Genomic DNA, 21,290 nt, shown 5'->3' on the forward strand with positions numbered 1-21,290 from the left:
GCCATCCTGCCGAGGGGCTTTCCATAAGTCCAAGAGCTGTTTCTGCTCGTAGCTATAATCCACAGTTATGGAACTGCGGCAGCTTGAGTACTTCGTGTCGGTGGTCGAGGAGGGCGGTTTCACCAAGGCCGCGGCCAAGCTGCATGTGGCGCAGCCCGGTGTGAGCGCCCAGGTCAAGCAGCTGGAACGGGAGCTGGGGCAGCCGTTGTTCGACCGGTCGGGGCGCAGTGTGACGCTGACCGAGGTGGGGCGGGCGGTGCTGCCCTACGCGCGGGCCGCGCTGTGGGCGGTGACCGGGATGCGCGACGTCGTGGACGAGTTCACGGGGCTGCTGCGGGGACGGGTGGTCATGGGCGTGGTGACCGCGCCCTGGGCGCTGGACCTGGCCGGGCTCCTGGCGGACTTCCACGCCAAGCATCCGGCTGTCGAGATCACGCTCAACGAGATGGATCCGGTCACGCTCGCCGAGGCGCTGGCGGCCGGGCAGGTGGACCTGGCCCTGCTCGGGCTCGGGGCGCCGCTGCCCGCAGGGGTGGAGACCCAGGTGGTCATCGACCAGGACGTCGTGGCGGCGGTCGGGCATGGGCACGAGCTTGACGGGCGGGACTCCGTCACGGTGCCGGAGCTGCGGGATCACACGCTGATCACGTTGCCGCCGGGGACCGGGTTGCGGTCCATACTCGAGTCGGCCTGCGCCGGTGCGGGCTTCCGGCCCCGGGTGGCGTTCGAGGCCAGTGAGCCGTACTTTCTCGCCAAGCTGGCGGGCCACGGGCTCGGGGTGGCGATCCTGCCGCGGTCGGCGACCTCGCGGCATCGCGACCTGCACGTGCTGGAGATCCGGGAGCCCGCCATGCGGGGGCAGATGGGGCTGGCCTGGCGTACCGACCAGCCCGCGGGGCCGGCGGCCCGTGCGCTGGTCGAGCATGCCAGGGCGACGATGGGCGGGCCGGGCTAGCTCGCCGCCCGCGCCACGGCCGCCGGTGCGCGGCGGTAGGTGGCCAAGGTGAACAGCACCGCGGCCACGCCCAGTCCGGTGGAGAGGATGATCACACCGGCTCTGCCGTACCACTCCAAGGCGAGGCCGCCCGTGAGGCCGGCCACGAACAGGCCCGCGTACTGGGCCGATGAGAGCAGCCCCAGTCCGATCGGCACGCTGTCGGGGACCGCGGCGACCGTCCGGTACTGCTGCGCGGGGGCCATCAGCCAGCCCACCGTTCCCCAGAGGAAGGCCCAGACCAGGGCGATCGGAAGGGACAGGTTCGCGACCGGGATCAGGGCGAGGAAGACGGTCACGGTGACGAGGCCCAGGAAGACCATCCGGCGTGGGCCGTAGGCGTCGGTGAGGCGGCCGCCGAGCTGGTTGCCGATGATCCCGCCCAGCCCCCACGCCCACAACACCGCGGGGAGCGACAGGTCGAGGAGGGAGCCGATGTAGGTGTAGGCGGTGAATCCCGCCGAGAAGATCAGCAACTGGGTCGTCAGCACCGCCGCCACGCCTCGGTCGGCCAGCGGGGCGAAGCGGTCGCGCAGCCGTCCCGAGGAGGGGATCACCACTTCCGGCACCAGTACGGCCACGCCGATCAGGCCCACGACGCCGAGCGCCACCACCAGCCAGATCGTCGAACGCCAGCCCCCGGCCCCGCCGAGCCACGTGCCGAGCGGCACCCCGATCGCCGAGGAGACGCTCAGCCCGCCCATCACCAGCGCGAGCGCGCGGCCCCGGCGTTCTGGCGAGGTCAGCGCGTTGGCGACGCCGGAGGCGGTCGGCGTGAACATGGCCGCCCCGGCCGCCGCGATCACCCGCGTGGCCAGGATCAAGGGGTAGGTGGGGGCGATGGCGGTCAAGGCGTTGCCCAGGATGAAGACGGCGAGCGCGATCACCAGCAGGCGTTTGCGCGGCAACCTGGCCGTGAGCGCCGCCAGCACGGGCGAAAGGATGGCGTAGGCCAGCGCGAACACCGTCGCCAGCTGCCCGGCCGCCGCGACGGAGATCTGCAGGTCGCGGGAGATCGGGGGGAGAAGTCCCGCCGTGACGAACATGCCCGTCCCAACAGCGAAATTTCCCACAGCAAGTGGATAAAGCCTGGAATTCACTCCCACTACGCTGGCTTATAGTTGGATGGTTGTCAAACAATGGAACTGAAGTAGAGTGACATCATGCGCCAGCTTCCGCACCCGGACGCGAAGGACATCCAGCTCACGGAGGTGTTGAGGGTTCTGGGGGATCCCGTGCGGCTGGAACTGGTCGTCAAGCTCGCCGACGGCCGCGAGCTGTCGTGCTCCAGCGCCGGGGACGACCTCGACATCCACAAGTCGACGCTGTCGCACCACTACCGCGCGCTGCGCGAGGCCGGCGTCACCAGGACCCGGCAGAACGGTCGTGAGCGCCTGCTCAGCCTGCGCAGGGACGACCTCGACGCCCGCTTCCCCGGCCTGATCGACTCCATCCTCACCGCCGCCCACCCCGCCTGAACCCGTGCCCACCACACCCCGAACCCCCTCACCCGACCCCACCCCACCGACCACCGGCGTGCCGTCCGGGTCGTCGGCCACACCCGGTTTGCCGGTTTCGGCGGGGTCGCAGGACACGCCCGATCCGGCTACCACTCCACCCGGCCCGGGGGTCTCGGCGGTGTCGGGGGACGTCTCCGGCACTCCGGTCTCCGGCGCTCCGGTCACCGGCGTGCCGTCCGGGTCGTCGGCCAAGCCGGGCTCGGCGGTCTCCGCGGTGCCTGGGCCGGGGGACGTCTCGGGCTCGCCGGTCATCGGTGGGGGTGGGTTGCCGATCGCCGGGGTGTTGGGGGAGTTGTCGGAGGTACTCGAACGGCACGGCAGCGCGGTGCTCACCGCGCCCCCCGGCACCGGCAAGACCACGGTGGTGCCCCTCGCGCTGGCCGGGGAAGGGCTGCGGGTGCTGGTGGCCGAGCCGCGGCGGCTGGCCGTACGGGCGGCCGCGCGGAGGATGGGTGTCAGCTACACGATCAGGGGCGAGCGCAAGGCCGGCCGCAACCCCATGGTCGAGGTCGTGACGACGGGCGTGTTGCTGCAGCGCCTCCAACGCGACCAAGAACTCCCCGGCGTGGACGTCGTCATCCTCGACGAGTGCCACGAACGCCACCTCGACGCCGACACCGCGCTCGCCTTCCTGCTCGACGTCCGCGAGACGCTCCGCCCGGACCTGCGCCTGCTGGCCACCTCCGCGACCGCCGACGCCGCGCCTCTGGCCCGCCTGCTCGGCGACGCGCCGATCGTGGCCGCCACCGGCGCCCTGCACCCCGTCGAGACCGTGTGGGCGCCGCCGCCCCGCCCACTCGCGCCGCCCCACGGGCTGCGGGTCGACCCCGCGCTGCTGTCCCACGTCGCCTCGACGGTACGGCGGGCGCTGGCCGAACGGCAGGGCGACGTGCTGTGCTTCCTGCCCGGCGTCGCCGAGATCGGCAGGGTCGCCAGGATGCTCGAAGACGAGGACGTGCAGGTGCTCCAGGTGCACGGCCAGGCCCCTCCTCACGTCCAGGACGCCGTGCTCGCCCCCGCCACGGCCCGCCGGGTCGTGCTGGCCACGTCGGTGGCCGAGTCGAGCCTGACCGTGCCCGGAGTTCGCGTGGTCGTGGACTCGGGGCTGGCCCGCGAACCGCGTACCGACCATGCGAGGGGGCTCGGTTCCCTCACCACGGTCCGCGCCTCCAAGGCGGCGGCCGTGCAGCGGGCGGGGCGGGCGGGCCGCGAGGCGCCCGGCGCCGTCTACCGCTGCTGGACCGAGGCCGAACACCAGCGTCTGCCCGACCATCCGCAACCCGAGATCGCCCTGGCCGACCTGACCGGTTTCGCCCTCCAGGCCGCCTGCTGGGGCACTCCGGACGCCACCGGCCTGCGCCTCCTGACCCCGCCGCCACCGGCCGCGATGTCCGCCGCCGCCCGTACACTCCAAACGCTTGGAGCCCTTGAACCCGGAACCCCGCGGGTGACCGATCATGGGCGGCGGATGGCGCGGGTGGGCGTGCACCCGCGCCTGGCCAGGGCGCTCCTGGACGCCGGGCCCGGCGCCGCCGAGGTGGTCGCCCTGCTGTCCGACCAGCTCCCCAGGGACGCCTCCGACGACCTGGCCGAGGTCTGGCGCTCGGCCCGCCGTGGCGCCCTGCCGCGCTGGCGCAAGGAGGTCGAACGCCTGACCCGGGCCGCCCCGGCGACGGAAGGGCGGCGGGGTTCGGCTGACGCGGTGGCCGGGGTGACCGTGGCGCTGGCGTTTCCCGAGCGGGTGGCGCGACGCAGGGGCGGGGCCTATCTCATGGCATCCGGTACGCAGGCGCGGCTCGATGAGGGCTCGCGGCTGGGAGAGGCCGAGTGGCTGGCCATCGCGGTGGCCGACCGGCCGGCGGGGTCGGCGACCGCGCGGATCCGGCAGGCCGTGGTGATCGACGCGGACACGGCCCGGCTGGCCTGCGAGGTCACGGTCGAGGACGAGGTGACCTGGAAGGTGCCGCCCGGGGAGCGGCGCGGCGACGTGGTGGCGCGGCGGGTCGAGCGGATGGGCGCGATCGAGCTGGGGTCGAAGCCGCTGCGGGGCGCCGAGGTGCGGGAGGCCCTGCTGTACGGCCTGCGTACCGAGGACGTGCTCACCTGGACCCCCGAGGCCGTGGCGCTGCGCGAACGGCTGGCCTTCTGCCATCGGGCCGCCGGCGACCCGTGGCCGGACATGGACGACCTGCCCAGCCTGGCCGAGCAGTGGCTGGAGCCGGAGTTGTCGCGGGCGCGGCGCCGTTCCGACCTGGAACGCATCGACGTGGCCACGGCGCTGCGCAGGCTGATTCCGTGGAGCCGGCGGCTTGAGGAGGTCGCACCGGAGCGGATCGAGGTGCCGAGCGGGTCGCGGATCCGCGTCGACTACTCGGGCGGGCAGCCGGTGCTGGCGGTCAAGCTGCAGGAACTGTTCGGCTGGGACGACGCCCCGAAGATCGCCGGGGTGCCGCTGCTCATCCACCTGCTGTCCCCGGCGGGCCGGCCGGCGGCGGTCACGGCGGATCTGGCCTCGTTCTGGCGCGAGGGCTACCGGGCGGTACGGGCCGAGCTGCGCGGGCGCTATCCCAAACATCCCTGGCCGGAGGACCCTTTGACGGCGAAGGCCACCCGCCACACCAATGCCCGGATAATGGGGAAATGACCGACGAGAGGGTGCTGGCGGCGGCGCGCAACAACGCCGAGTGGTGCGACCTGATGACGCGGGCGCACGGAATCACCGGGCACTTCGGCCCCGCGGTGTGGAGCAGCGACCGCAGGACGCCGCCCTACTACCCCGACGCCGTCACCCTCGACCCCGCGGCCACCGCCGCCGACGTGCTGGACGGCATCGACGCGGGCCCGTGGGCCTCGGTGAAGGACAGCTTCGCCACGCTGGAGCTGGACGGCGGCTTCGAGGTGCTGTTCGAGGCGAGCTGGATCCACCGGGAGCCGCCCGTGGACGTGGCCGTGCCGGGCGAGGTGAGCTGGGAGCAGGTCGGGGACGCCGCCGCCCTGCGCGCGTGGGAGCGGGCCTGGAGCGGCGGGCGTGACAACGAGCTGTTCCTGCCCGCGGTCCTGGACGGGGCCCGGGTGCTGGCCGGGCGGGCCGAAGGCGAGATCGTCTGCGGCGCGGTGCTCAGCGGCGATGAGCGGGTGGTGGGCGTCTCGAACGTGTTCGCCGCCGGTCGCGACGTGGACGAGGCATGGGCGGGTGTGCTCGCGATGTCCGCCCGGCTGTTCCCCGGCCGGGCGCTCGTCGGGTACGAGAGCGACGTCGCGGCGGCGGCCCGCCACGGGTTCACCGCGATCGGGCCGCTGCGCGTCTGGCTCCACGAGGGCTCGTAGCGGCCCGCCGTACCGCGCCAAAGGACGCCCGCTCCAAGACGCCCGCTGCAAGACGCGCTCTGAAGCGCGTGCTACAGGGCGTCGCGCCAGGTGGGGTCGGTGAGGACCTCTGCCGGGCGCGCGCCCACGCCGAGGTCCTTGAAGCCGCTGGACGTCCCGACGCACACCACGGGCCCGTCGAAGGTACGGCCCAGCGTGCGGAAGGCGGCCAGGCCGGCGGCGCCAGAAAGCTCCTGCCAGATGCCGTGATCGGCCAGTTCCCGCTGGGCGGCGCGCATCGCGTCGTCGCCGACCGGCAGCGCCTGGCCGCCGCTGTCGCGGACCGCGCGCACGCCGCGGTGCCCGCCGACCGTGCACAGGATGGCGTAGGCGTCGGAAGGGGCGGCGTCGACGATCGCGGCGGGTTCGCCGTCGGCCAGCGCCCGCGCGGTCGGGGCGCCGGCGGCCGGTTCGCAGGCGAACATGAGTGGCACGTCCGTCGTCGCGCCCGTGCGGCGCAGCTCGGTGAAGCCCTTCCAGACGCCGTAGAGGAGCTCGCCGTAGCCGGTCGGCGTGAACACCGCCGCGGGGATCCGGCCGAGCTGCGCGAACAGCTCGTAGGCGATGGTCTTGTAGCCCTCGGGGCCGTAGGGGTGGCCGGTGTGGGTGACGGTCTGGTTGCTGACCGGGTGGTAGCCGAGCTCGTCGACGATGTCGCGCAACAGCGGCCAGCGTCTGTCCGCGTCCACGGTCAGGACCTTCGCCCCATACGCGCGCACGAACGACTGCACGGCCGGCGGTGAGTCGGCGGAGGCGAGCACGACGGCCCTGAGCCCGGCGCGGGCGGCGTAGGCGGCGGCCGAGGCGCCGTGGTTGCCGGAAGAGGCGACGACCACGCCGGGGGCGCCCGCGGCGAGGGCGGCGCTGACGGTGACGCGGTTGAGCCGGTCCTTGTGCGACCAGGTGGGGTTGCGGGACTCGTCCTTGAGGTGGACGCCGCCGTCGAGCTCCAGCAGCGGGGTGCCGCCCTCGCCCAGGGTGGGCGCGTGAAGCGGCGGCAGCAGCGGCGACCACCGCGCGATGTCGGGCAGCGGCGCCTGCTCGAACAGCCCGGCGGGCACCCGGTCGTAGTCGTAGTCCACGTCGAGCGGGTAGGTCAGGGCGTCGGTGCTGGTCTTGGGGCAGCCGCGGGTGAGCGCTGGGACGAGGGGATAGCTGATCGAGGAGTCACCCAGGGAGCGCTGGGCGATGGCAAGCGATGGAGCGGTCACGCGTTCGAGCCTAGTGGGCTATCATCGTGATATCACTTCGATAGCAAGGAGTCGCGATGGAACGACGTGCCTTCCGCCTCAACGGCTTCCTGGCCCTGATCGTGGCGATCGCGCTGGCCGTGGTGGCGGGGCTGACCCTGCTCAACGGCGGGCTGTCCGGGCTGGTGCTCGCGATCGTCCTCGGGCTGGTCGTGCTGCTCATGCTCACCGGGTTCGCCGTGATCAACCCGAACGAGGCCAATGTCGTGCAGTTCATGGGCCGCTACGTCGGCACGGTCACCGACGCCGGCCTGCAGTGGGTGCTCCCGCTCACCACGAAGCGCAAGGTCACGCTCCGGGTCCGCAACTTCGAGACGGCCAGGCTGAAGGTGAACGACGCCGACGGCAACCCGGTGGAGATCGCCGCCGTCGTCGTCTACCGGGTCACCGACGCCGCGCGGGCCGTGTTCTCCGTCGACGACTACGAGGAGTACGTCTCCATCCAGTCGGAGGCCGCGGTGCGTCACCTGGCCACCACCCATCCGTACGACTCGCACGAGGAGTCCCGCACCAGCCTGCGCGACGGCGCCACCGTCGCCGAGGAGCTCACCACCGAGCTGCGCGAGCGCACCGAGCTGGCCGGGGTCGAGGTGCTGGAGGCGCGCATCACCCACCTCGCCTACGCGCCCGAGATCGCCCAGGCGATGCTGGTCCGCCAGCAGGCCGCCCAGGTGGTCGCGGCGCGTACGCGCATCGTCGAGGGCGCGGTGGGGATGGTGCAGCTCGCGCTGAACCGGCTCGCCGCCGAGGGCGTGGTCGACCTCGACGAGGAGCGCAAGGCGCAGATGGTCTCCAACCTGCTGGTCGTGCTGTGCGGCGACCGCGCGACCCAGCCGGTGGTGAACGCCGGCAGCCTCTATGCCTGACAAGAAGAAGCTGCTGCTGCGCCTGGATCCGGCCGTCTACGACGCCATCGCCAAGTGGGCGGCCGACGACCTGCGCAGCGTGAACGGGCAAATCGAGTTCGCGTTGCGCCTGGCCTTGAAGGAAGCCGGTCGGGAGCCTCGCACCGAACGCTAGAAACCTGCAGACTCTATGCATGTTGTGGGCAGGAAGGTCCGCCGTGGAGATCGCGGCAGCCGTACGGCATGGGGACGTCGCGCCGGAGACCGTCGTCGAGGAGCATCTCCAGGTGATCGCCGAGCGTGATCCACGGCTCGGGGCCTTCCGCCTGGTCAGGGAGCGCGCGGTCGAGGAGGCTCGGGCGGTGCGCAAGCGCCGCGACCTGGCCGACCTGCCGCTGGCCGGCGTGCCCGTGGCGGTCAAGGACAACCTGGAGGTGGCGGGCGAGGCGTGCCGCCACGGCTCGGCCGCCACGTCCGCCGCCCCCGCGCGCGAGGACCATCCCGCCGTCGCCCGCCTGCGCGCGGCGGGCGCGGTCGTGGTCGGCCTGACCAACCTGCCCGAGCTGGGCCTGGTGGCCTTCGGCGACAGCGCCTACGGCACCGTCAGAAACCCCTGGGACCTCTCCCGTACGGCCGGCGGCTCCTCGTCCGGCGCCGCCGCCGCGGTGTCGGCGGGCATGGTCCCGATCGCCCTCGGCAACGACGGCATGGGCTCCCTGCGCATCCCCGCCGCCTGCTGTGGGGTGCTGGCGCTGAAGCCGGGGCCGGGCGTGGTCCCGCCGCCGGTCAACGACTGGCGGGGCCTGACCGAGAACGGGCCGCTGGCGTGGGGCGTGGCCGACCTGTCGCTGACGTTGTCGGTGCTGGCCGCCGATCCGGGCCTGGCCGAGTCGTGGCGCACCGGTTCGCGGACGGAGCCGACGCGCCCGATGCTCCGCTCGGTCTGGGCCGACGACGGTGACGATCAGACCTGGGAGCACCGTCCGATCCGGCCGGACGCGAACGGCCCCTTCGACCTGCGCGTGGCCTACGCGCCGCAGCCGCTTCCCGCCGGTCTGTCCATGGACCGGGAGTTCCGGGCGGCGGTGGAGGCGGCCGCCGAGACGCTGCGCGTGGCCGGGCACACGATCGTGGAGCACGGAGAGCGCCTGCCCGCCTGGCTCGGACCCGCCACGATCGCCGCCTGGCTGGCCCGCTCCGGCGAAGCCGCCGACGGCCTGGACCGCGGCCGCCTGGAGCGCCGCAGCCGCGCGCTCGGCCGGGCCGGACGGGTGCTGGCCAGGCTCTCGCTCGACGGCACGAAGGGCAGGGACCGCTGGAGCGGCTACGGCGCCGACCGCTGGTTCGGCGACGCCGACGTGCTCGTCACCCCGACGCTGGCCACCGTGCCGCCCCGAGCCGACGGGTGGGCACAGCGGGGCCTGCTCAGCAACGTGCTGGCCAACGCCAGGTACGCGCCGGCGACGGGCCCGTGGAACATGTGCGGCTGGCCGGCGCTGTCGGTGCCGATCGCCACCCACTCGACGGGCCTGCCGATCGCCGTCCAGCTCATCGCGCCACCCGGCGGCGAACCCCACCTGCTCGGCCTCGCCGCCCAGCTGACCACCGCGCATCCGGCGGTGCGCCCGCCGGGCTACTCGCTCTAGCTGGGCGGCAGGGGCGTGATCCAGCCCAGCGCGAGGGCCAGGAAGATGAACGCGCCCAGCGCGATCCGGTAGATGACGAAGCCGGTGAAGCGGTGGGTGCTGATGTAGCGCAGGAACCAGGCGACGGCCGCGTAGCCCACCACGAACGAGATGATCGTGGCCAGGATCGTCGGGCCCCACGCGGGCGCCTGGCCCTCGCCGATCTCGGTCAGCTCCAGCAGGCCCGACGACAGCACCGCCGGGATGGCCAGCAGGAAGGAGTACTTGGCCGCGTCCTCGCGCCGGTAGTCGAGCAGGAGGCCGGCGGTGATGGTGCCGCCGGAGCGGGAGACGCCGGGGATCAGGGCGAGCGACTGGGCGAAGCCGTACACGATGGCGTGGGTGAAGCTGAGGTGCTTCTCCAGCGTGAGCTTGTTGCGGGCGGTGCGGTCGGCGAACCACAGGATGATCGCGAAGACGATGAGCGTGGTGGCGATGATGCGCAGGTCGCGGAAGACGGTCTCGATCTCGGTCTTGAACAGCAGGCCGAGCGCGCCGATGGGGAGCGAGCCGACGATGATGAACCAGCCCATCCGGGCGTGGAACGCGCCGCGCAGGGCGGGTGTCCACAGGGAGCGTGTCCAGGTGGAGACGATCTCCCAGATCTCCTTGCGGAAGTAGATCAGGACCGCGGTCTCGGTGCCGAGCTGGATCACCGCGGTGAAGGCGGCGCCGGGGTCGTCCCAGCCGACGAGTTCGGACACGACGCGGATGTGTGCGCTGGAGGAGATCGGGAGGAACTCCGTCAGGCCCTGGATCAGGCCCAGGACAACAGCTTCGAGCCAGCCGATCACGCGTATACCCTCCCACGCCCGTCTCTTTGACGAAGCGAGGTTATCGGTCGTTGGGGTTGGGTGGTGACAGCGTTGCTCGTGGGGGAGCGGATGGGTCCGGAAATTTCTTGAAAAGGGTGTCATCCGATGGCGGTGGTCCAGACCGTAGTAACTGTGATGGACACTTTCGCCGAGTACGTGATGACGCGGTCAGCGCGGCTGCGCCGTACCGCCTATGTGCTGACCGGCGACTGGGACACTGCGGACGACCTCGTCCAGACCGCCCTGGCCAAGGCGTGGACGGCCTGGCGGCGGATCGACGGCGACCCGGATCCGTACGTCTACCGCATCCTCACCCATACCCACGCCTCCTGGTGGCGGCGGAGGTGGCGGGGCGAGGTGCCGACCGAGCGGCTGCCCGAGACCCCGGGCGGCGACTTCTCGGCCGAGGCGGAGGAGAAGGCCGCGGTGTGGGCAGCGATCCGGGAGCTGTCGGGACGGCAGCGCGCGGTGATCGTCCTGCACTACTTCGACGAGCTGACGCTCCCGCAGTGCGCCCATGTGCTGGGTTGTTCGCTCGGCACCGTGAAGACGCAGCTCGGCAGGGCGCTGGCCAAGCTGCGCGTACATCCGGGCATCCGGTCCGAGGAGGCGGCGCGATGACGTTCACCGAGGACGACCTGCGGGCGCTGCTGGACGAGCGCACCGCACCCGCACCCGAAAGGCCGACAGACGTGACCCAGATCGTACGGCGGGGCCGCCGGATCCTGATGATCCGGTGGGGGATGGGCGCGGTGCTGGCGGGGGCCGCCGCGCTGGTCGCGTTCCTGGTGGTCCCCGGGCAGAGCCCGAACCCGGATCCGGTCCCGGTGGCCGCCGCGACCCCCTCGGGGACGCCGTCGCGGACGGCCGAGCGGGAGCCCTCCCTCACCCTCGACGGCAAGGACCGCTCCGCCGCGCTCTCCTCCGACAAGTCGGCCGTCGGCTACGACCTGAAACTCACCCCCAAGTCCTCCGCCGTGGTGGTGCGGTGCGAGGAACCGGGCGCCTGGGTGGTCCTGTCGTTCAAGGGCGGCGCCCGGGAGGGGACCACGATGCGGTGCGCCGGACACGGGATCCGGTTCGAGCTGGCCGGGAAGGCCAAGAGCGTGCGCGTCTGGGTGTTCCCGGCCCACGCCCCTGTGGTGGACCGGCCGCTCAAGGACTGCGTTCTGGCCGACAAGGAGAAGGGGCTCTGCGATGGCAGGTACGCCGCCGCCGAGCTCATCCGCCATGACGTCGCCCTCTCGCTCGCCGCCGACCTGGGCGTACAGCCCGGGTCCTGGTCGGTCGGCGTCTACGACCGGCCCTAGACCTTCCACGCCGGAGCCGCCTGCTTGGCGTACTCGGCGAAGTCGCGGGCCGGTCGGCCGAGGGCCTGCCGTACCCCGTCGGCCAGGTTTTCGTTGCGGCCGTCGAGGACCTCGGCGAACAGCGCGTTGAGACCATGGGCCTCGTCCTCGGGCACGCCGGCCGCGATGGCGCCGGCGGCGAACTCCTCCGGCGTGACCGAGACGTAGGCGACCTCGCGGCCGGTCGCGGCGCTGATCGTGGCGGCGGCCTCGGCGAAGCTGATCAGGCGCGGGCCGGTCAGCTCGTAGACCTTGCCGGCGTGGCCGTCCTGGGTCAGCGCCGCGGCGGCGACGTCGGCGATGTCCTCCACGTCGACGAAGGGCTCGGTGACCTCACCGGCGGGCAGCGCGATGGTGCCGCTCAGCACCGGGTCCAGGAGCCAGCCCTCGTCGAAGTTCTGCATGAACCAGGAGCAGCGCACGACCGTCGCCTCGACGCCGGCGTCGAGGACGACCTGCTCGGCCTCCTGGGCGAGTTCCTCGTTGCGGCCGGACAGCAGGACCAGCCTGCGCACGCCCGCGGCCACGGCGATCTCGGTGAAGGTGCGGATCCGGTCGAGCGCGCCGGGGAAGGCGAGGTCGGGGTAGTAGGTGATGTAGACGGCGTGGACGTCGCGGACGATGGGCGCCCAGGTGGAGTCGTCCTCCCAGTCGAACGCCGGGCGCGAGCCCTTGCGCACGTCGAGGCCCATCGCCTCAAGCCGCTCGGCCACGCGGCGGCCGGTCTTGCCGTTGGAACCCAGAACCAGTGTCGTGTTCGTCATGTCCCCTAGTTAAGCGGCCGCGAATGAGACTGGACATGGTTGAAACGCGCCATTCCATATGCGATCGTCTCAATCATGGACCAGCTTGCCGCACTCCTCGACGGGCCACGTGCCCGGGGCGCCTTCCTGCTGCGTGCACTCCTGGATCCGCCCTGGTCGATGCGGGTGGAGGACCAGGCGCCGCTCACCGTGGTGGGGGTGGTCAAGGGGGAGGCGTGGGTGGTGCCGCGGGGTGGCGGGCCCGTCCGGATCAGCCCCGGTGAGGTGGCGATCGTGCGCGGGCCGGACGAGTACGTCGTCGCCGACCAGCCGGACACCACACCCCAGATCATCATCGGGGCCGACCAGCACTGCACCACGCTGGACGGCGAATCGCTCTACCAGTCCATGGACCTGGGCGTGCGTACCTGGGGAAACAGCGCCGACGGCGACACCATCATGATCGTCGGGACCTACGCCATGGAGACCGAGGTCGGCCGGCGGCTGCTGGAGGCGCTGCCGAAGCTCCTCGTGCTTCCGGGCGGGCCGCTGATCGGCCTGCTCGGCGCCGAGATGGTCCGCGACGAACCCGGCCAGGAAGCCGTGCTCGACCGGCTGCTCGACCTGCTGCTGATCTCCACGCTGCGCTCCTGGTTCGCCGACCACGAGGCGCCCGCCTGGTACCGCGCCCAGAGCGACCCGATCGTGGGCAAGGCCATGCGCATGCTCCACAACAACCCCGCCCACCCCTGGACCGTCGCCTCCCTGGCCGCCGAGGTCGGCGTCTCGCGCGCCTCGCTGGCCAGGCGCTTCACCGAACTCGTGGGCGAGCCGCCGATGGCGTTCCTCACCGACTGGCGCCTCGCCCTCGCCGCCGACCTGCTGCGCGAGCCCGGCGCCACCATCGGGTCCGTCGCCAGGAAGGTCGGCTACGGCAGCCCGTTCGCCCTCAGCACCGCCTTCAAACGGGTACGCGGCATCAGTCCCCAGGAATACAAGGTCGGATGAAACCCCTGGTGCTCGTCGACATCGACGGCGTGCTCAACCCGCTCGGCCGGCCGTCCGCGGACTTCCGGCGCTACCGGTGTGTGCTCGAAGGCGAGACCTACACGGTCCACCTCAACCCGCGGCACGGCATCTGGCTGCTCGAACTGGCCGTGCGGGCCGGCGCCGAACTGGTGTGGGCGACCACCTGGGAACACCATGCCAACGAATGGATCGCCCCCCGCCTCGGGCTGCCCAATCTGCCGGTCATCCGGGTGGCCCAGGATCGTCCCAGCGAGGTCGGGGAGATGTTCAAGACGCCGCACGTGGCCGCGTACGTGCGGGGGCGGCCCTTCGTGTGGTTCGACGACCTGCTGTTCTCCGCCGACGAGCACTACCTCAGGGACCACCCGGACGTCGGCGACTTCTTCCTCGTCCAGGTCGACCCGAAAAGGGGACTGACCAGGCAACATTTCGACCTCGCCGCCGAATGGCTCACCCTGTCAGGGTTTTCTCAGGGTCCATAGTGGAACGCGAATCACCTGGTTGTCCGTTTTACCAGGTGAGTTCGCAACCAACGGAGGAGCGAGATGTACCGCTCGAAGGAGCACAGGATTCTGGCCGGCGTCTGCGGCGGCATCGCGGACAAGCTCGGCTGGTCGCCCACTGTCGTGAGGGCGCTGTGGCTGCTGCTGTCGCTGCTGCCCGGCCCCATGTGGGTGCTTTACATCATTCTCTGGATTGTCCTGCCCAACGGCCCGCGGAGCTACGCTCACTAGTATGAAGTCGCGCCCGCTCACGCTCATCCAGGACGATCTCGTCGGCTACGACCAGGCGATGGATCGCATGACCGACCTGGTCGGTCAGCGGCAGAGAGACGAGCGGCGCGACACGCTGTGGTTGCTGAGCCACCCGATGGTCTTCACCGTCGGGCGGCGCACGCCGCTGGAGCACCTGCCCGACCCCGCCCGCGGGGTGCCGGTCGTGGAGACCGGCCGTGGCGGCCAGCTGACCTACCACGGCCCCGGCCAACTCGTCGGATACCTCATCGTCAAGCTCGGCGAGGACGAGGGCATCGTCGACTACGTCCGCGAGGTGGAGCTCCGCCTCGTCGAGGCGCTGGGCAAGCTCGGCCTGCCCGCCGAGCGCCGCGACACCCCGCCCGGCCACGAGCTCCTGACCGGCGTCTGGACCAGCGAGACCAGCCGCAAGATCGCATCGATCGGGATGCGGCAGAGCCGTGGCGTCACCAGCCACGGCTTCGCGCTCAACGTCGACGGCGACCTCGAACCCTGGCACTGGGCGGTGGCGTGCGGCATGCCGGACGTCGACATGACCTCGGTCAAGCGCGAACTGGCCGCCGCCACCATGACCGAGGTCCGCGAGATCGTCGCGACCGCCTTCGAGGCCTCCTCCTAGGGAGTGGGGATCTCGTCCACGGTACGGCGGGGCCCGGTGAACCAGCGCTTGGCCGACAACGTCCACCACAGGGCGATACCCGCCAGCACCACGCCCACCGCGAGCGGCGCGTAGTTGACCGCCGTCCAGGTGAACTCGGCGTTGCCCGGGACCCCCTTGGGCGAGACCGGCAGGACGAAGTAGATCGCGATGACGATGATCTCGATGATGGCGATCCAGTTCAGGACCTTGTACTTCGAGCCCAGCGTCCACGGTCCCGGCACGAACGCGGCGCCCTGCTTCAGCCGCAGCCAGATCGGGATCAGGAAGGCCAGATAGAGGCCGATGACCGCGATCGACACCACCGCGAGGAAAGCTACCGGCGCGGCCGTACCGGGAGGGGCCCACAGGGCCGGGAGCGTGATCAGCAGCGCCACGCCGCAGCCGGCGAGGATGGCGTTGACCGGGGTGCGGTTGACGTTCACGCGTGACCACAGCCGCCAGCCGGGCACCGCGCCGTCCCGCGAGAACGCGTAGGTCATCCGCGACATCGAGGTCACGCAGCTCATCCCGCAGAAGAACTGGCCGAGCGTAGAGATCGCCAGGATCAGCGTCGCCGGAGCCCAGTCGAGCGCGGTCGTGAAGATGGTCGCCACCGCGCCGCCGCTCTCGTTGATCGCGTTCACGTCCGTGGCCGCGAACAGGAACGCCAGCAGCACGATCCAGCCGCCGATCGCCGAGTAGAAGATCGACTTCCAGAGCCCCTTGGCCGCCGACATGGCCGCGCCGTGCGTCTCCTCCGAGACGTGCGCGCACGCGTCGAACCCGGTGATCGTGTACTGCGTCAGCAGGAAGCCCAGCGGCAGCACGTAGAACCAGAACGGCAGGCCGCCCGTCCCGTCGCCGAAGCCGGAGTTGTTGATCGTCTCGGTGAACACGAACGAGATCGACTGGTGCTGCTGCGGCAGGAAGACTAGAAGCCCGACGACGACCGCGGCCCCCACCACGTGCCACCAGACGGAGACGTTCTGCAGCACCGAGATCAGGCGGTGGCTGTAGATGTTGATCAGCGCGTGGAGAATGAGGATCACCGCGAAGAAGCCGAACACCCTGGCCAGGCTCGGTTCCCAGCTCGGGAAGAACTGGGTGAGCGTGAGGTCGAGGAAGGTGGCGCAGCCGTAGTCGACCGAGGCGGTGACCGCGATCAGGCCGACCAGGTTCAGCCAGCCGGTGAACCAGCCGTGGATGGGTTTGCCCAGCTTGGTCGCCCACCAGTAGATGCCGCCCGCCGTCGGATAGGCGGAGACGAGCTCGGACATGCAGAAGCCGATGATCAGGATAAAGATCGAGATCAGGGGCCAGCCCCAGGAGATGGCGACCGGGCCGCCGTTGTTCCAGGCTTGGTAGAAGGTGGTGAAGCAGCCGGCGAGGATGGAGATGATCGAGAAGGAGATGGCGAAATTGGAGAAACCGCTCCAGGTTCGTGCGAGTTCCTGCTTGTAACCCAGCTCGGCGAGTCGTTTGGAATCCTCATCCACAGTCATGTGGTCTCCTCGGGGGGTTCTTTGGTCTACCTCTAGACCAATTCGTTCCTCCGATCAAGCGGTTACACGAGAGTTTCAAGGTAGTAAGAGATCCTCTTGGTATTTCGCCCACATACGAGACCCGACAGGCGAGGTGCTCCGCTTCGCTCCGCGCGTTCTGCCGGGCCCCGCCCGTTGCCCGGGTGGGTGGTTGGGCGGTTGGAGCCCGCCCGACAGGCTCGGTCTGGCTGTGGTGCGCGCTGCGCGCGATGGGGCAAGGCTGTGTTTCCAGTCGAGCCGGGGGCTCGACCCCGTGTTGGGCCTCGCTTCGCTCGGGCTGTCTTCTTGGGGCCCCGCCCCTTGCCCGATTGGGTGGTTGGGCCGTTAGAGCCCACCCGACAAGCGAGGTGCTCCGCTTCGCTCCGCGCGTTCTGCCGGGTCCCACCCGTTGCCCGGCTGGGTGGTTGGCCGGTTGGAGCCCGCCCGACAGGCTTGGTCTGGCTGTGGTGCGCGCTTCGCGCGATGGGGGCTAGCCCGGCTTCCGGTTCGAGCCCAGCCTCAACCCCCGGTGTCTGAATAACCTGAACCGCTTCCCCGCTAGGCACCAGGTCAAGGCCGCCCGCCTCCGCCGCGGCGTGTCGATGTACCCCCCGGTGGCCTTGTCAGGGTCCAGGGGAGATGGGCGCGGTGTTGCGGGTCACGAGTTCGCCGTTCCGAAGAGAGGCCGGTTCGAGGGCGTCGTCCTCGTAGAAGCGCATGTGCAGGGAGAGGTCGAACGCCGAGTCGCGCACCCTCCGGTCAAGCCATCGGATGAATTGTGTCGCCAGGTCGAACTCGTCCGCGTGGATCTCCTGGCGCGAGGTCAACGCCCATCCGGGGCGTCGTTCTTCGGGGCCGCGGCGCTCAAGCGCCGAAAAGAGCACCCCGCGGATTCTGGCGGCCGCCCCACGCTGGGCCAGCGCCGGGAGCCGTACCGCCGCCCAGTGGCCTTCCCCGCTCGCCGCGACCTGGGGATCGTCGAGGTCGTCGACGAACTCCGCGGGAAAGTCGGTCACGATAGTGAACTCCTCGGGCTCCGGCCCGAGCCCGAGGTGCCATCGGAGTTCGGCCATCTCGGCTTCCGAGAGGTCATCGGGAAGATCGGCTGTCACCAGCAGTTCGTACAAGTCCGCCATGGCTGGACATCTTCACATACGCGGCTCGGGTGGGAGGCGGTGATCTAGCATCCGGGCATGCTCGTCGTCCTCGTGAACGGCCTGCCCGGTTCGGGCAAGACCACGTTGGCCACAGCGCTGGCCGGTGCATCGGGTGGACACGACGGGCCCGGTGGACATCGCGGCTCTGGTCGAGCGGGTGACGGCCTGCGTCGGGTAATCGCGTCCTCCAGGGCGTGACGGCCCCGCGTCGGGTGGTCGCGTCTGCCAGGGCTGACGGCCCGCGTCGGGTGAGCGCGTCTGCCAGGGCGGTGACGGCCCGCGTGGGGTGAGCGCGTCTGCCAGGGCGGTGACGGCCTGCGTCAGGTGATCGTGTCTACCAGGGCGTGGCAGAACGCCTTGAGGTCGTCGGGTTTGCGGCTGGTGATCAGGGTGCTCGGGGCGTCGGTGTCCACCACGATCTCCTTGTCGACCCAGGTGGCGCCGGCGTTGCGCAGGTCCGTTCGCAGGCTGGGCCAGGAGGTGAGGGTGCGGTCGCGGACCACGTCGGCCTCGATGAGGGTCCAGGGCGCGTGGCAGATGGCCGCCACCGGCTTGCCGCTGTCGAAGAAGCCGCGGACGAAGTCGACGGCCCGCGGGACTGTGCGCAGGAGGTCGGGGTTGGCCACGCCGCCGGGGAGTACGAGGGCGTCGAAGTCGGCGGCGCTCACCTCGTCCACGGTGGCGTCCACGGCGAAGACGTCGCCCTTGTCGAGGTGGTTGAAGCCCTGGATGGAGCCGGAGGCGGTGGAGATCAGGCGCGGGGTGCCGCCGGCTTGTTTGACGGCCTTCCAGGGGTCGAGCAGTTCGATCTGCTCTACGCCTTCAGGGGCTGCGAGGAATGCGATCATCTTTCCCTGCATGGTGATTTCTCCCTTTTTGGGCCTCCTTTCCGGGTGATGTGGAGATATGCGTGAGGGCGATCAGCGCGTACCCGGCCGTGAGGAACACGGCGCTGAATCCCAGCCCCGCCAGCACATACTCGAAGGAGCCGATCTCGGTCAGGCGCAGGTGACGGCGGGCCATTCTGACCGGTAGCTCCGGGGCGGTGAGTACCACCAGTACCGCGTATCCCAAGGGGAAGGTCAGCCACTTGGGTGAAGGCGGCCCAGTCGACCAGGACCATCAACGGCGTGATCCAGTGGAGCAGCAGGTTGCGGGCGGACTGGGGCAGGGGGAGGGCCAAGAAGGCGACCACTCCGGTCACGACCAGATAGAGGGTGACGGCGCCGCGGATGGAGGGACCGCCTTCGCGGCGGGCGGCCAGGAGCCACAGGTAATACGCGGCCGGCACGGTGTTGCTCTGCACCGTGAACGTCACCCAGGGGTCGCGTAGTTCGGCGAGCGCGAGTGCGACTCCGGTGAGTGCCGCGGCCACCAGCAGGATTCGCCATCAGGTGCGCATGATCACCCGTCCTGGCGTTGCGCAGTTCAACCAGAGGTCACCGGGATTCAGCCGATCTCGACCCGCCGGCGGGTCGAGGCGCCGGAGTGCGTCGGCTCGGCACCCGTGATACATCCGATCAGTCTGCTGAAGAGTCGCGGCTGAGGATGAGATGGTGGGCCGCCGCGGCCAGGGTGGCGCCGGCGGCGTACCAGAAGAGGTCGGGCGGGTTGAAGGTGCTGCCGAGGAGCGGGCGCAGGACGGCGGGGATGCCGGCGAGCTGGGTGAACTCGATGGCCCAGCTCACGCCGCAGGCCAGCAGGGCGGCGATCCAGGGGCGCACGTGCGGGCGGATGAAGACGATCACCAGGTAGATCAGCACGGTGTAGAGGGCGTCGCCGGAGTACTTGGCGAAGGGGCCGGAGAACAGCGCGCGTACGCCCAGTCCCGCGGCCACGGTGACGGCGGCGGCTACCGCGGTGGGCAGGCGGGACATTCCCCAGAGCCTAAATGGCTTTTACCGGGGCGCGTACGGCTGGCTAGCATCAATGCACGTGAGCGCGACGATGGTAGTGAAGAACCTTGCGGCCGGGCATGGGGAGCGGGTGTTGTTCTCCGGGCTCGACCTGGTGGCGGGGCCGGGTGACGTGATCGGGCTGGTCGGCGCCAATGGCGCGGGCAAGTCGACGTTGCTGCGGATGCTCGCGGGGATCGACGCGCCGGAGGAGGGCGAGATACGGCTGAGCCCGGCCACGGCCGTCGTCGGCCACCTGCCGCAGGAGCCGGAGCGCCGGCCGGGGGAGACGGTCAGGGCGTTCCTGGCCAGGCGTACGGGCGTGACCAAGGCGCAGAAGGACCTCGACGAGGCCACTCAGGCCATCGTGGAACAGGCCGCGGGCGCGGACGACGTCTACAGCGTCGCCCTGGAGCGCTGGTTGTCGCTGGGTGGCGCGGACCTGGACGAGCGGGCCGAGGAGGTGGCCGCCGAGCTGGGGCTGAAGGTCGACCTGGATCAGCCCATGACGACGCTGTCCGGCGGGCAGGCGGCTCGGGCGGGGCTGGCGTCCCTGCTGCTCAGCCGGTATGACCTGTTCCTGCTGGACGAGCCCACCAACGACCTCGACCTCGACGGGCTCGACCGGCTGGAGACGTTCGTGCGGGGGCTGCGGGCGGGCACCGTGGTGGTCTCGCACGATCGCGAGTTCCTGGCCAGGACCGTGACGAAGGTGCTGGAGCTGGACCTGGCCCAGCAGCAGGTCAACCTGTACGGGGGCGGCTACCAGGCCTATCTGGACGAGCGCGAGGTGGCCCGCAGGCATGCGCGCGAGCAGTACGAGGAGTACGCCGAAACCCGCGCCGGGCTGGAGGCCCGCGCGCGCACGCAGCGGGCCTGGATGGAGAAGGGCGTCAAGAACGCCCGCCGCAAGATGCCCGACAACGACAAGATCGGACGCAACGCCCGCATCGAGACCACCGAGAAGCAGGCGGCGAAGGCCAAGCAGACCGAGAAGATGATCGAGCGCCTTGACGTCGTGGAGGAGCCGCGCAAGGAGTGGGAGCTGCGGATGGAGATCGCCGTGGCCCCCCGCGCGGGCGCCGTCGTGGCCACGGTACGCCAGGGCGTGGTCCGGCGGGGCGGCTTCACCCTGGGCCCGGTCGACCTGGAGATCGGCTGGGCGGAGCGCGTGGCGATCACCGGGGCCAACGGCTCCGGCAAGACGACGTTGCTCGGCGCGCTCCTCGGCCGTGTTCCCCTGGACGAGGGTCACGCGGCGCTGGGTCCCGGCGTCGTGGTGGGCGAGGTGGACCAGGCCAGAGGGCTGTTCGTGGGCGAGGAGCCGCTGATCGACGCCTTCACCCGCGAGGCCGGGCTGATTCCGGGTGAGGCGCGTACGCTGCTGGCCAAGTTCGGGCTGCGGGCGGGGCATGTGCCGCGCGCCGCCGCGACGCTCTCACCCGGTGAGCGGACCCGCGCGGCGCTGGCGCTTCTGCAGGCCAGGGGCGTCAACCTGCTGGTGCTGGACGAGCCCACGAACCACCTCGACCTGCCGGCGATCGAGCAGCTGGAGTCGGCGCTGGCGAGCTATCCCGGCACACTGCTGCTGGTGACCCATGACCGGCGCATGCTTGAGGCCGTGCAGGTGGATCGCCATCTCAAGGTCGACCACGGGCAGGTCTTTGAAAATTAACACCGCTCCAGGAAACGAGAATGAAACAATTTTCCGCCACTCGTTGACACGC

At 70.9% G+C, this 21,290-nt stretch carries 23 protein-coding genes; 14 read left to right on the forward strand and 9 right to left on the reverse strand.

The window, feature by feature from the left end; all coding sequences use genetic code 11:
- Positions 1-67 precede the first annotated feature (67 nt).
- Positions 68-955, forward strand: a complete 888-nt coding sequence (locus ACIBKY_RS36865; RefSeq protein WP_397104147.1) for a LysR family transcriptional regulator — start codon at positions 68-70, stop codon at positions 953-955.
- On the opposite strand, the gene ACIBKY_RS36870 is transcribed toward ACIBKY_RS36865, so the two are convergent.
- Complete coding sequence (locus ACIBKY_RS36870) at positions 952-2,067, reverse strand: MFS transporter (RefSeq protein WP_397104149.1); 1,116 nt, start codon at positions 2,065-2,067, stop codon at positions 952-954. The genes ACIBKY_RS36865 and ACIBKY_RS36870 overlap by 4 nt on opposite strands.
- Before the next feature lie 90 nt (positions 2,068-2,157).
- Here ACIBKY_RS36870 and ACIBKY_RS36875 point away from each other — a divergent pair, with 90 nt between their 5' ends.
- The 3 genes from ACIBKY_RS36875 to ACIBKY_RS36885 all read left to right on the forward strand — a co-directional run bounded on the left by ACIBKY_RS36875 (position 2,158) and on the right by ACIBKY_RS36885 (position 5,841).
- A complete protein-coding gene (locus ACIBKY_RS36875) occupies positions 2,158-2,472 on the forward strand; it encodes an ArsR/SmtB family transcription factor (RefSeq protein WP_397104151.1) in 315 nt (104 codons plus the stop codon).
- Positions 2,473-2,632: 160 nt separating this feature from the next.
- Positions 2,633-5,158 (forward strand): ATP-dependent helicase HrpB, encoded by a 2,526-nt coding sequence (gene hrpB / locus ACIBKY_RS36880; RefSeq protein ID WP_397104153.1) that lies wholly within the window; start codon positions 2,633-2,635, stop codon positions 5,156-5,158.
- Positions 5,155-5,841 carry a hypothetical protein gene (locus ACIBKY_RS36885; RefSeq protein ID WP_397104155.1) on the forward strand — a complete coding sequence of 229 codons (687 nt, stop codon included), beginning with the start codon at positions 5,155-5,157 and terminating at the stop codon, positions 5,839-5,841. Before hrpB ends, ACIBKY_RS36885 begins: the two co-directional genes overlap by 4 nt.
- A 71-nt stretch (positions 5,842-5,912) precedes the next feature.
- Here the strand turns inward: ACIBKY_RS36885 and ACIBKY_RS36890 are convergent, their stop codons facing one another.
- Positions 5,913-7,091, reverse strand: coding sequence for a pyridoxal-phosphate dependent enzyme (locus ACIBKY_RS36890; protein WP_397104157.1), 1,179 nt, complete (start codon positions 7,089-7,091; stop codon positions 5,913-5,915).
- 56 nt (positions 7,092-7,147) lie between these two features.
- Between ACIBKY_RS36890 and ACIBKY_RS36895 the strand changes: the two genes are divergently transcribed.
- The 3 genes from ACIBKY_RS36895 to ACIBKY_RS36905 are packed head-to-tail and all read left to right on the forward strand — an operon-like array spanning position 7,148 to position 9,621.
- Entirely contained in the window at positions 7,148-7,996 is an 849-nt protein-coding gene (locus tag ACIBKY_RS36895) for an SPFH domain-containing protein (protein ID WP_397104159.1), read from the forward strand.
- Positions 7,989-8,150 (forward strand): hypothetical protein, encoded by a 162-nt coding sequence (locus ACIBKY_RS36900; protein ID WP_184958437.1) that lies wholly within the window; start codon positions 7,989-7,991, stop codon positions 8,148-8,150. The genes ACIBKY_RS36895 and ACIBKY_RS36900 overlap by 8 nt, the downstream gene beginning before the upstream one ends.
- 43 nt (positions 8,151-8,193) lie before the next feature.
- Positions 8,194-9,621, forward strand: a complete 1,428-nt coding sequence (locus ACIBKY_RS36905; RefSeq protein WP_397104161.1) for an amidase — start codon at positions 8,194-8,196, stop codon at positions 9,619-9,621.
- Here the strand turns inward: ACIBKY_RS36905 and ACIBKY_RS36910 are convergent.
- Entirely contained in the window at positions 9,618-10,454 is an 837-nt protein-coding gene (locus ACIBKY_RS36910; RefSeq protein WP_397104163.1) for an undecaprenyl-diphosphate phosphatase, read from the reverse strand. The genes ACIBKY_RS36905 and ACIBKY_RS36910 overlap by 4 nt on opposite strands.
- Positions 10,455-10,610: 156 nt before the next feature.
- Here ACIBKY_RS36910 and ACIBKY_RS36915 point away from each other — a divergent pair, with 156 nt between their 5' ends.
- Positions 10,611-11,096 (forward strand): SigE family RNA polymerase sigma factor, encoded by a 486-nt coding sequence (locus ACIBKY_RS36915; protein WP_397104316.1) that lies wholly within the window; start codon positions 10,611-10,613, stop codon positions 11,094-11,096.
- On the forward strand, positions 11,093-11,785 hold the full coding sequence (locus ACIBKY_RS36920; RefSeq protein ID WP_397104165.1) for a hypothetical protein: 693 nt from the start codon (positions 11,093-11,095) through the stop codon (positions 11,783-11,785). Before ACIBKY_RS36915 ends, ACIBKY_RS36920 begins: the two co-directional genes overlap by 4 nt.
- Here the strand turns inward: ACIBKY_RS36920 and ACIBKY_RS36925 are convergent.
- Entirely contained in the window at positions 11,782-12,588 is an 807-nt protein-coding gene (locus tag ACIBKY_RS36925; RefSeq protein WP_397104167.1) for an NmrA family NAD(P)-binding protein, read from the reverse strand. The two genes, ACIBKY_RS36920 and ACIBKY_RS36925, sit on opposite strands and share 4 nt — an antisense overlap.
- Before the next feature lie 75 nt (positions 12,589-12,663).
- On the opposite strand from ACIBKY_RS36925, the gene ACIBKY_RS36930 reads away from it, so the two are divergent.
- From ACIBKY_RS36930 to lipB, 4 genes are all read left to right on the forward strand, one after another.
- Complete coding sequence (locus ACIBKY_RS36930) at positions 12,664-13,575, forward strand: AraC family transcriptional regulator (RefSeq protein WP_397104169.1); 912 nt, start codon at positions 12,664-12,666, stop codon at positions 13,573-13,575.
- Entirely contained in the window at positions 13,572-14,078 is a 507-nt protein-coding gene (locus ACIBKY_RS36935; protein ID WP_397104171.1) for an HAD domain-containing protein, read from the forward strand. The genes ACIBKY_RS36930 and ACIBKY_RS36935 overlap by 4 nt, the downstream gene beginning before the upstream one ends.
- Before the next feature lie 63 nt (positions 14,079-14,141).
- Positions 14,142-14,330: a PspC domain-containing protein gene (locus tag ACIBKY_RS36940; RefSeq protein ID WP_379615231.1), complete on the forward strand. Its 189-nt coding sequence runs from the start codon at positions 14,142-14,144 to the stop codon at positions 14,328-14,330.
- Between the two features lies 1 nt (position 14,331).
- Positions 14,332-14,970, forward strand: a complete 639-nt coding sequence (gene lipB / locus ACIBKY_RS36945; protein ID WP_397104173.1) for a lipoyl(octanoyl) transferase LipB — start codon at positions 14,332-14,334, stop codon at positions 14,968-14,970.
- Here the strand turns inward: lipB and ACIBKY_RS36950 are convergent.
- The 5 genes from ACIBKY_RS36950 to ACIBKY_RS36970 all read right to left on the reverse strand — a co-directional run bounded on the left by ACIBKY_RS36950 (position 14,967) and on the right by ACIBKY_RS36970 (position 19,545).
- Positions 14,967-16,493 carry an amino acid permease gene (locus tag ACIBKY_RS36950; RefSeq protein ID WP_397104175.1) on the reverse strand — a complete coding sequence of 509 codons (1,527 nt, stop codon included), beginning with the start codon at positions 16,491-16,493 and terminating at the stop codon, positions 14,967-14,969. The genes lipB and ACIBKY_RS36950 overlap by 4 nt on opposite strands.
- A 641-nt stretch (positions 16,494-17,134) precedes the next feature.
- A complete protein-coding gene (locus ACIBKY_RS36955) occupies positions 17,135-17,647 on the reverse strand; it encodes a hypothetical protein (protein WP_397104177.1) in 513 nt (170 codons plus the stop codon).
- Between the two features lie 341 nt (positions 17,648-17,988).
- Positions 17,989-18,516, reverse strand: a complete 528-nt coding sequence (locus ACIBKY_RS36960) for a type 1 glutamine amidotransferase domain-containing protein (protein ID WP_397104179.1) — start codon at positions 18,514-18,516, stop codon at positions 17,989-17,991.
- Positions 18,491-18,724 carry a hypothetical protein gene (locus ACIBKY_RS36965; protein WP_397104181.1) on the reverse strand — a complete coding sequence of 78 codons (234 nt, stop codon included), beginning with the start codon at positions 18,722-18,724 and terminating at the stop codon, positions 18,491-18,493. The genes ACIBKY_RS36960 and ACIBKY_RS36965 overlap by 26 nt, the downstream gene beginning before the upstream one ends.
- A 464-nt stretch (positions 18,725-19,188) precedes the next feature.
- Complete coding sequence (locus tag ACIBKY_RS36970) at positions 19,189-19,545, reverse strand: DUF2809 domain-containing protein (RefSeq protein WP_397104182.1); 357 nt, start codon at positions 19,543-19,545, stop codon at positions 19,189-19,191.
- Positions 19,546-19,603: 58 nt separating this feature from the next.
- Here ACIBKY_RS36970 and ACIBKY_RS36975 point away from each other — a divergent pair, with 58 nt between their 5' ends.
- Positions 19,604-21,238: an ABC-F family ATP-binding cassette domain-containing protein gene (locus ACIBKY_RS36975; RefSeq protein WP_397104184.1), complete on the forward strand. Its 1,635-nt coding sequence runs from the start codon at positions 19,604-19,606 to the stop codon at positions 21,236-21,238.
- The last annotated feature ends 52 nt before the right edge of the window (positions 21,239-21,290 follow it).

Source organism: Nonomuraea sp. NPDC050394 (assembly GCF_044459065.1).
GTDB lineage: Bacteria > Actinomycetota > Actinomycetes > Streptosporangiales > Streptosporangiaceae > Nonomuraea.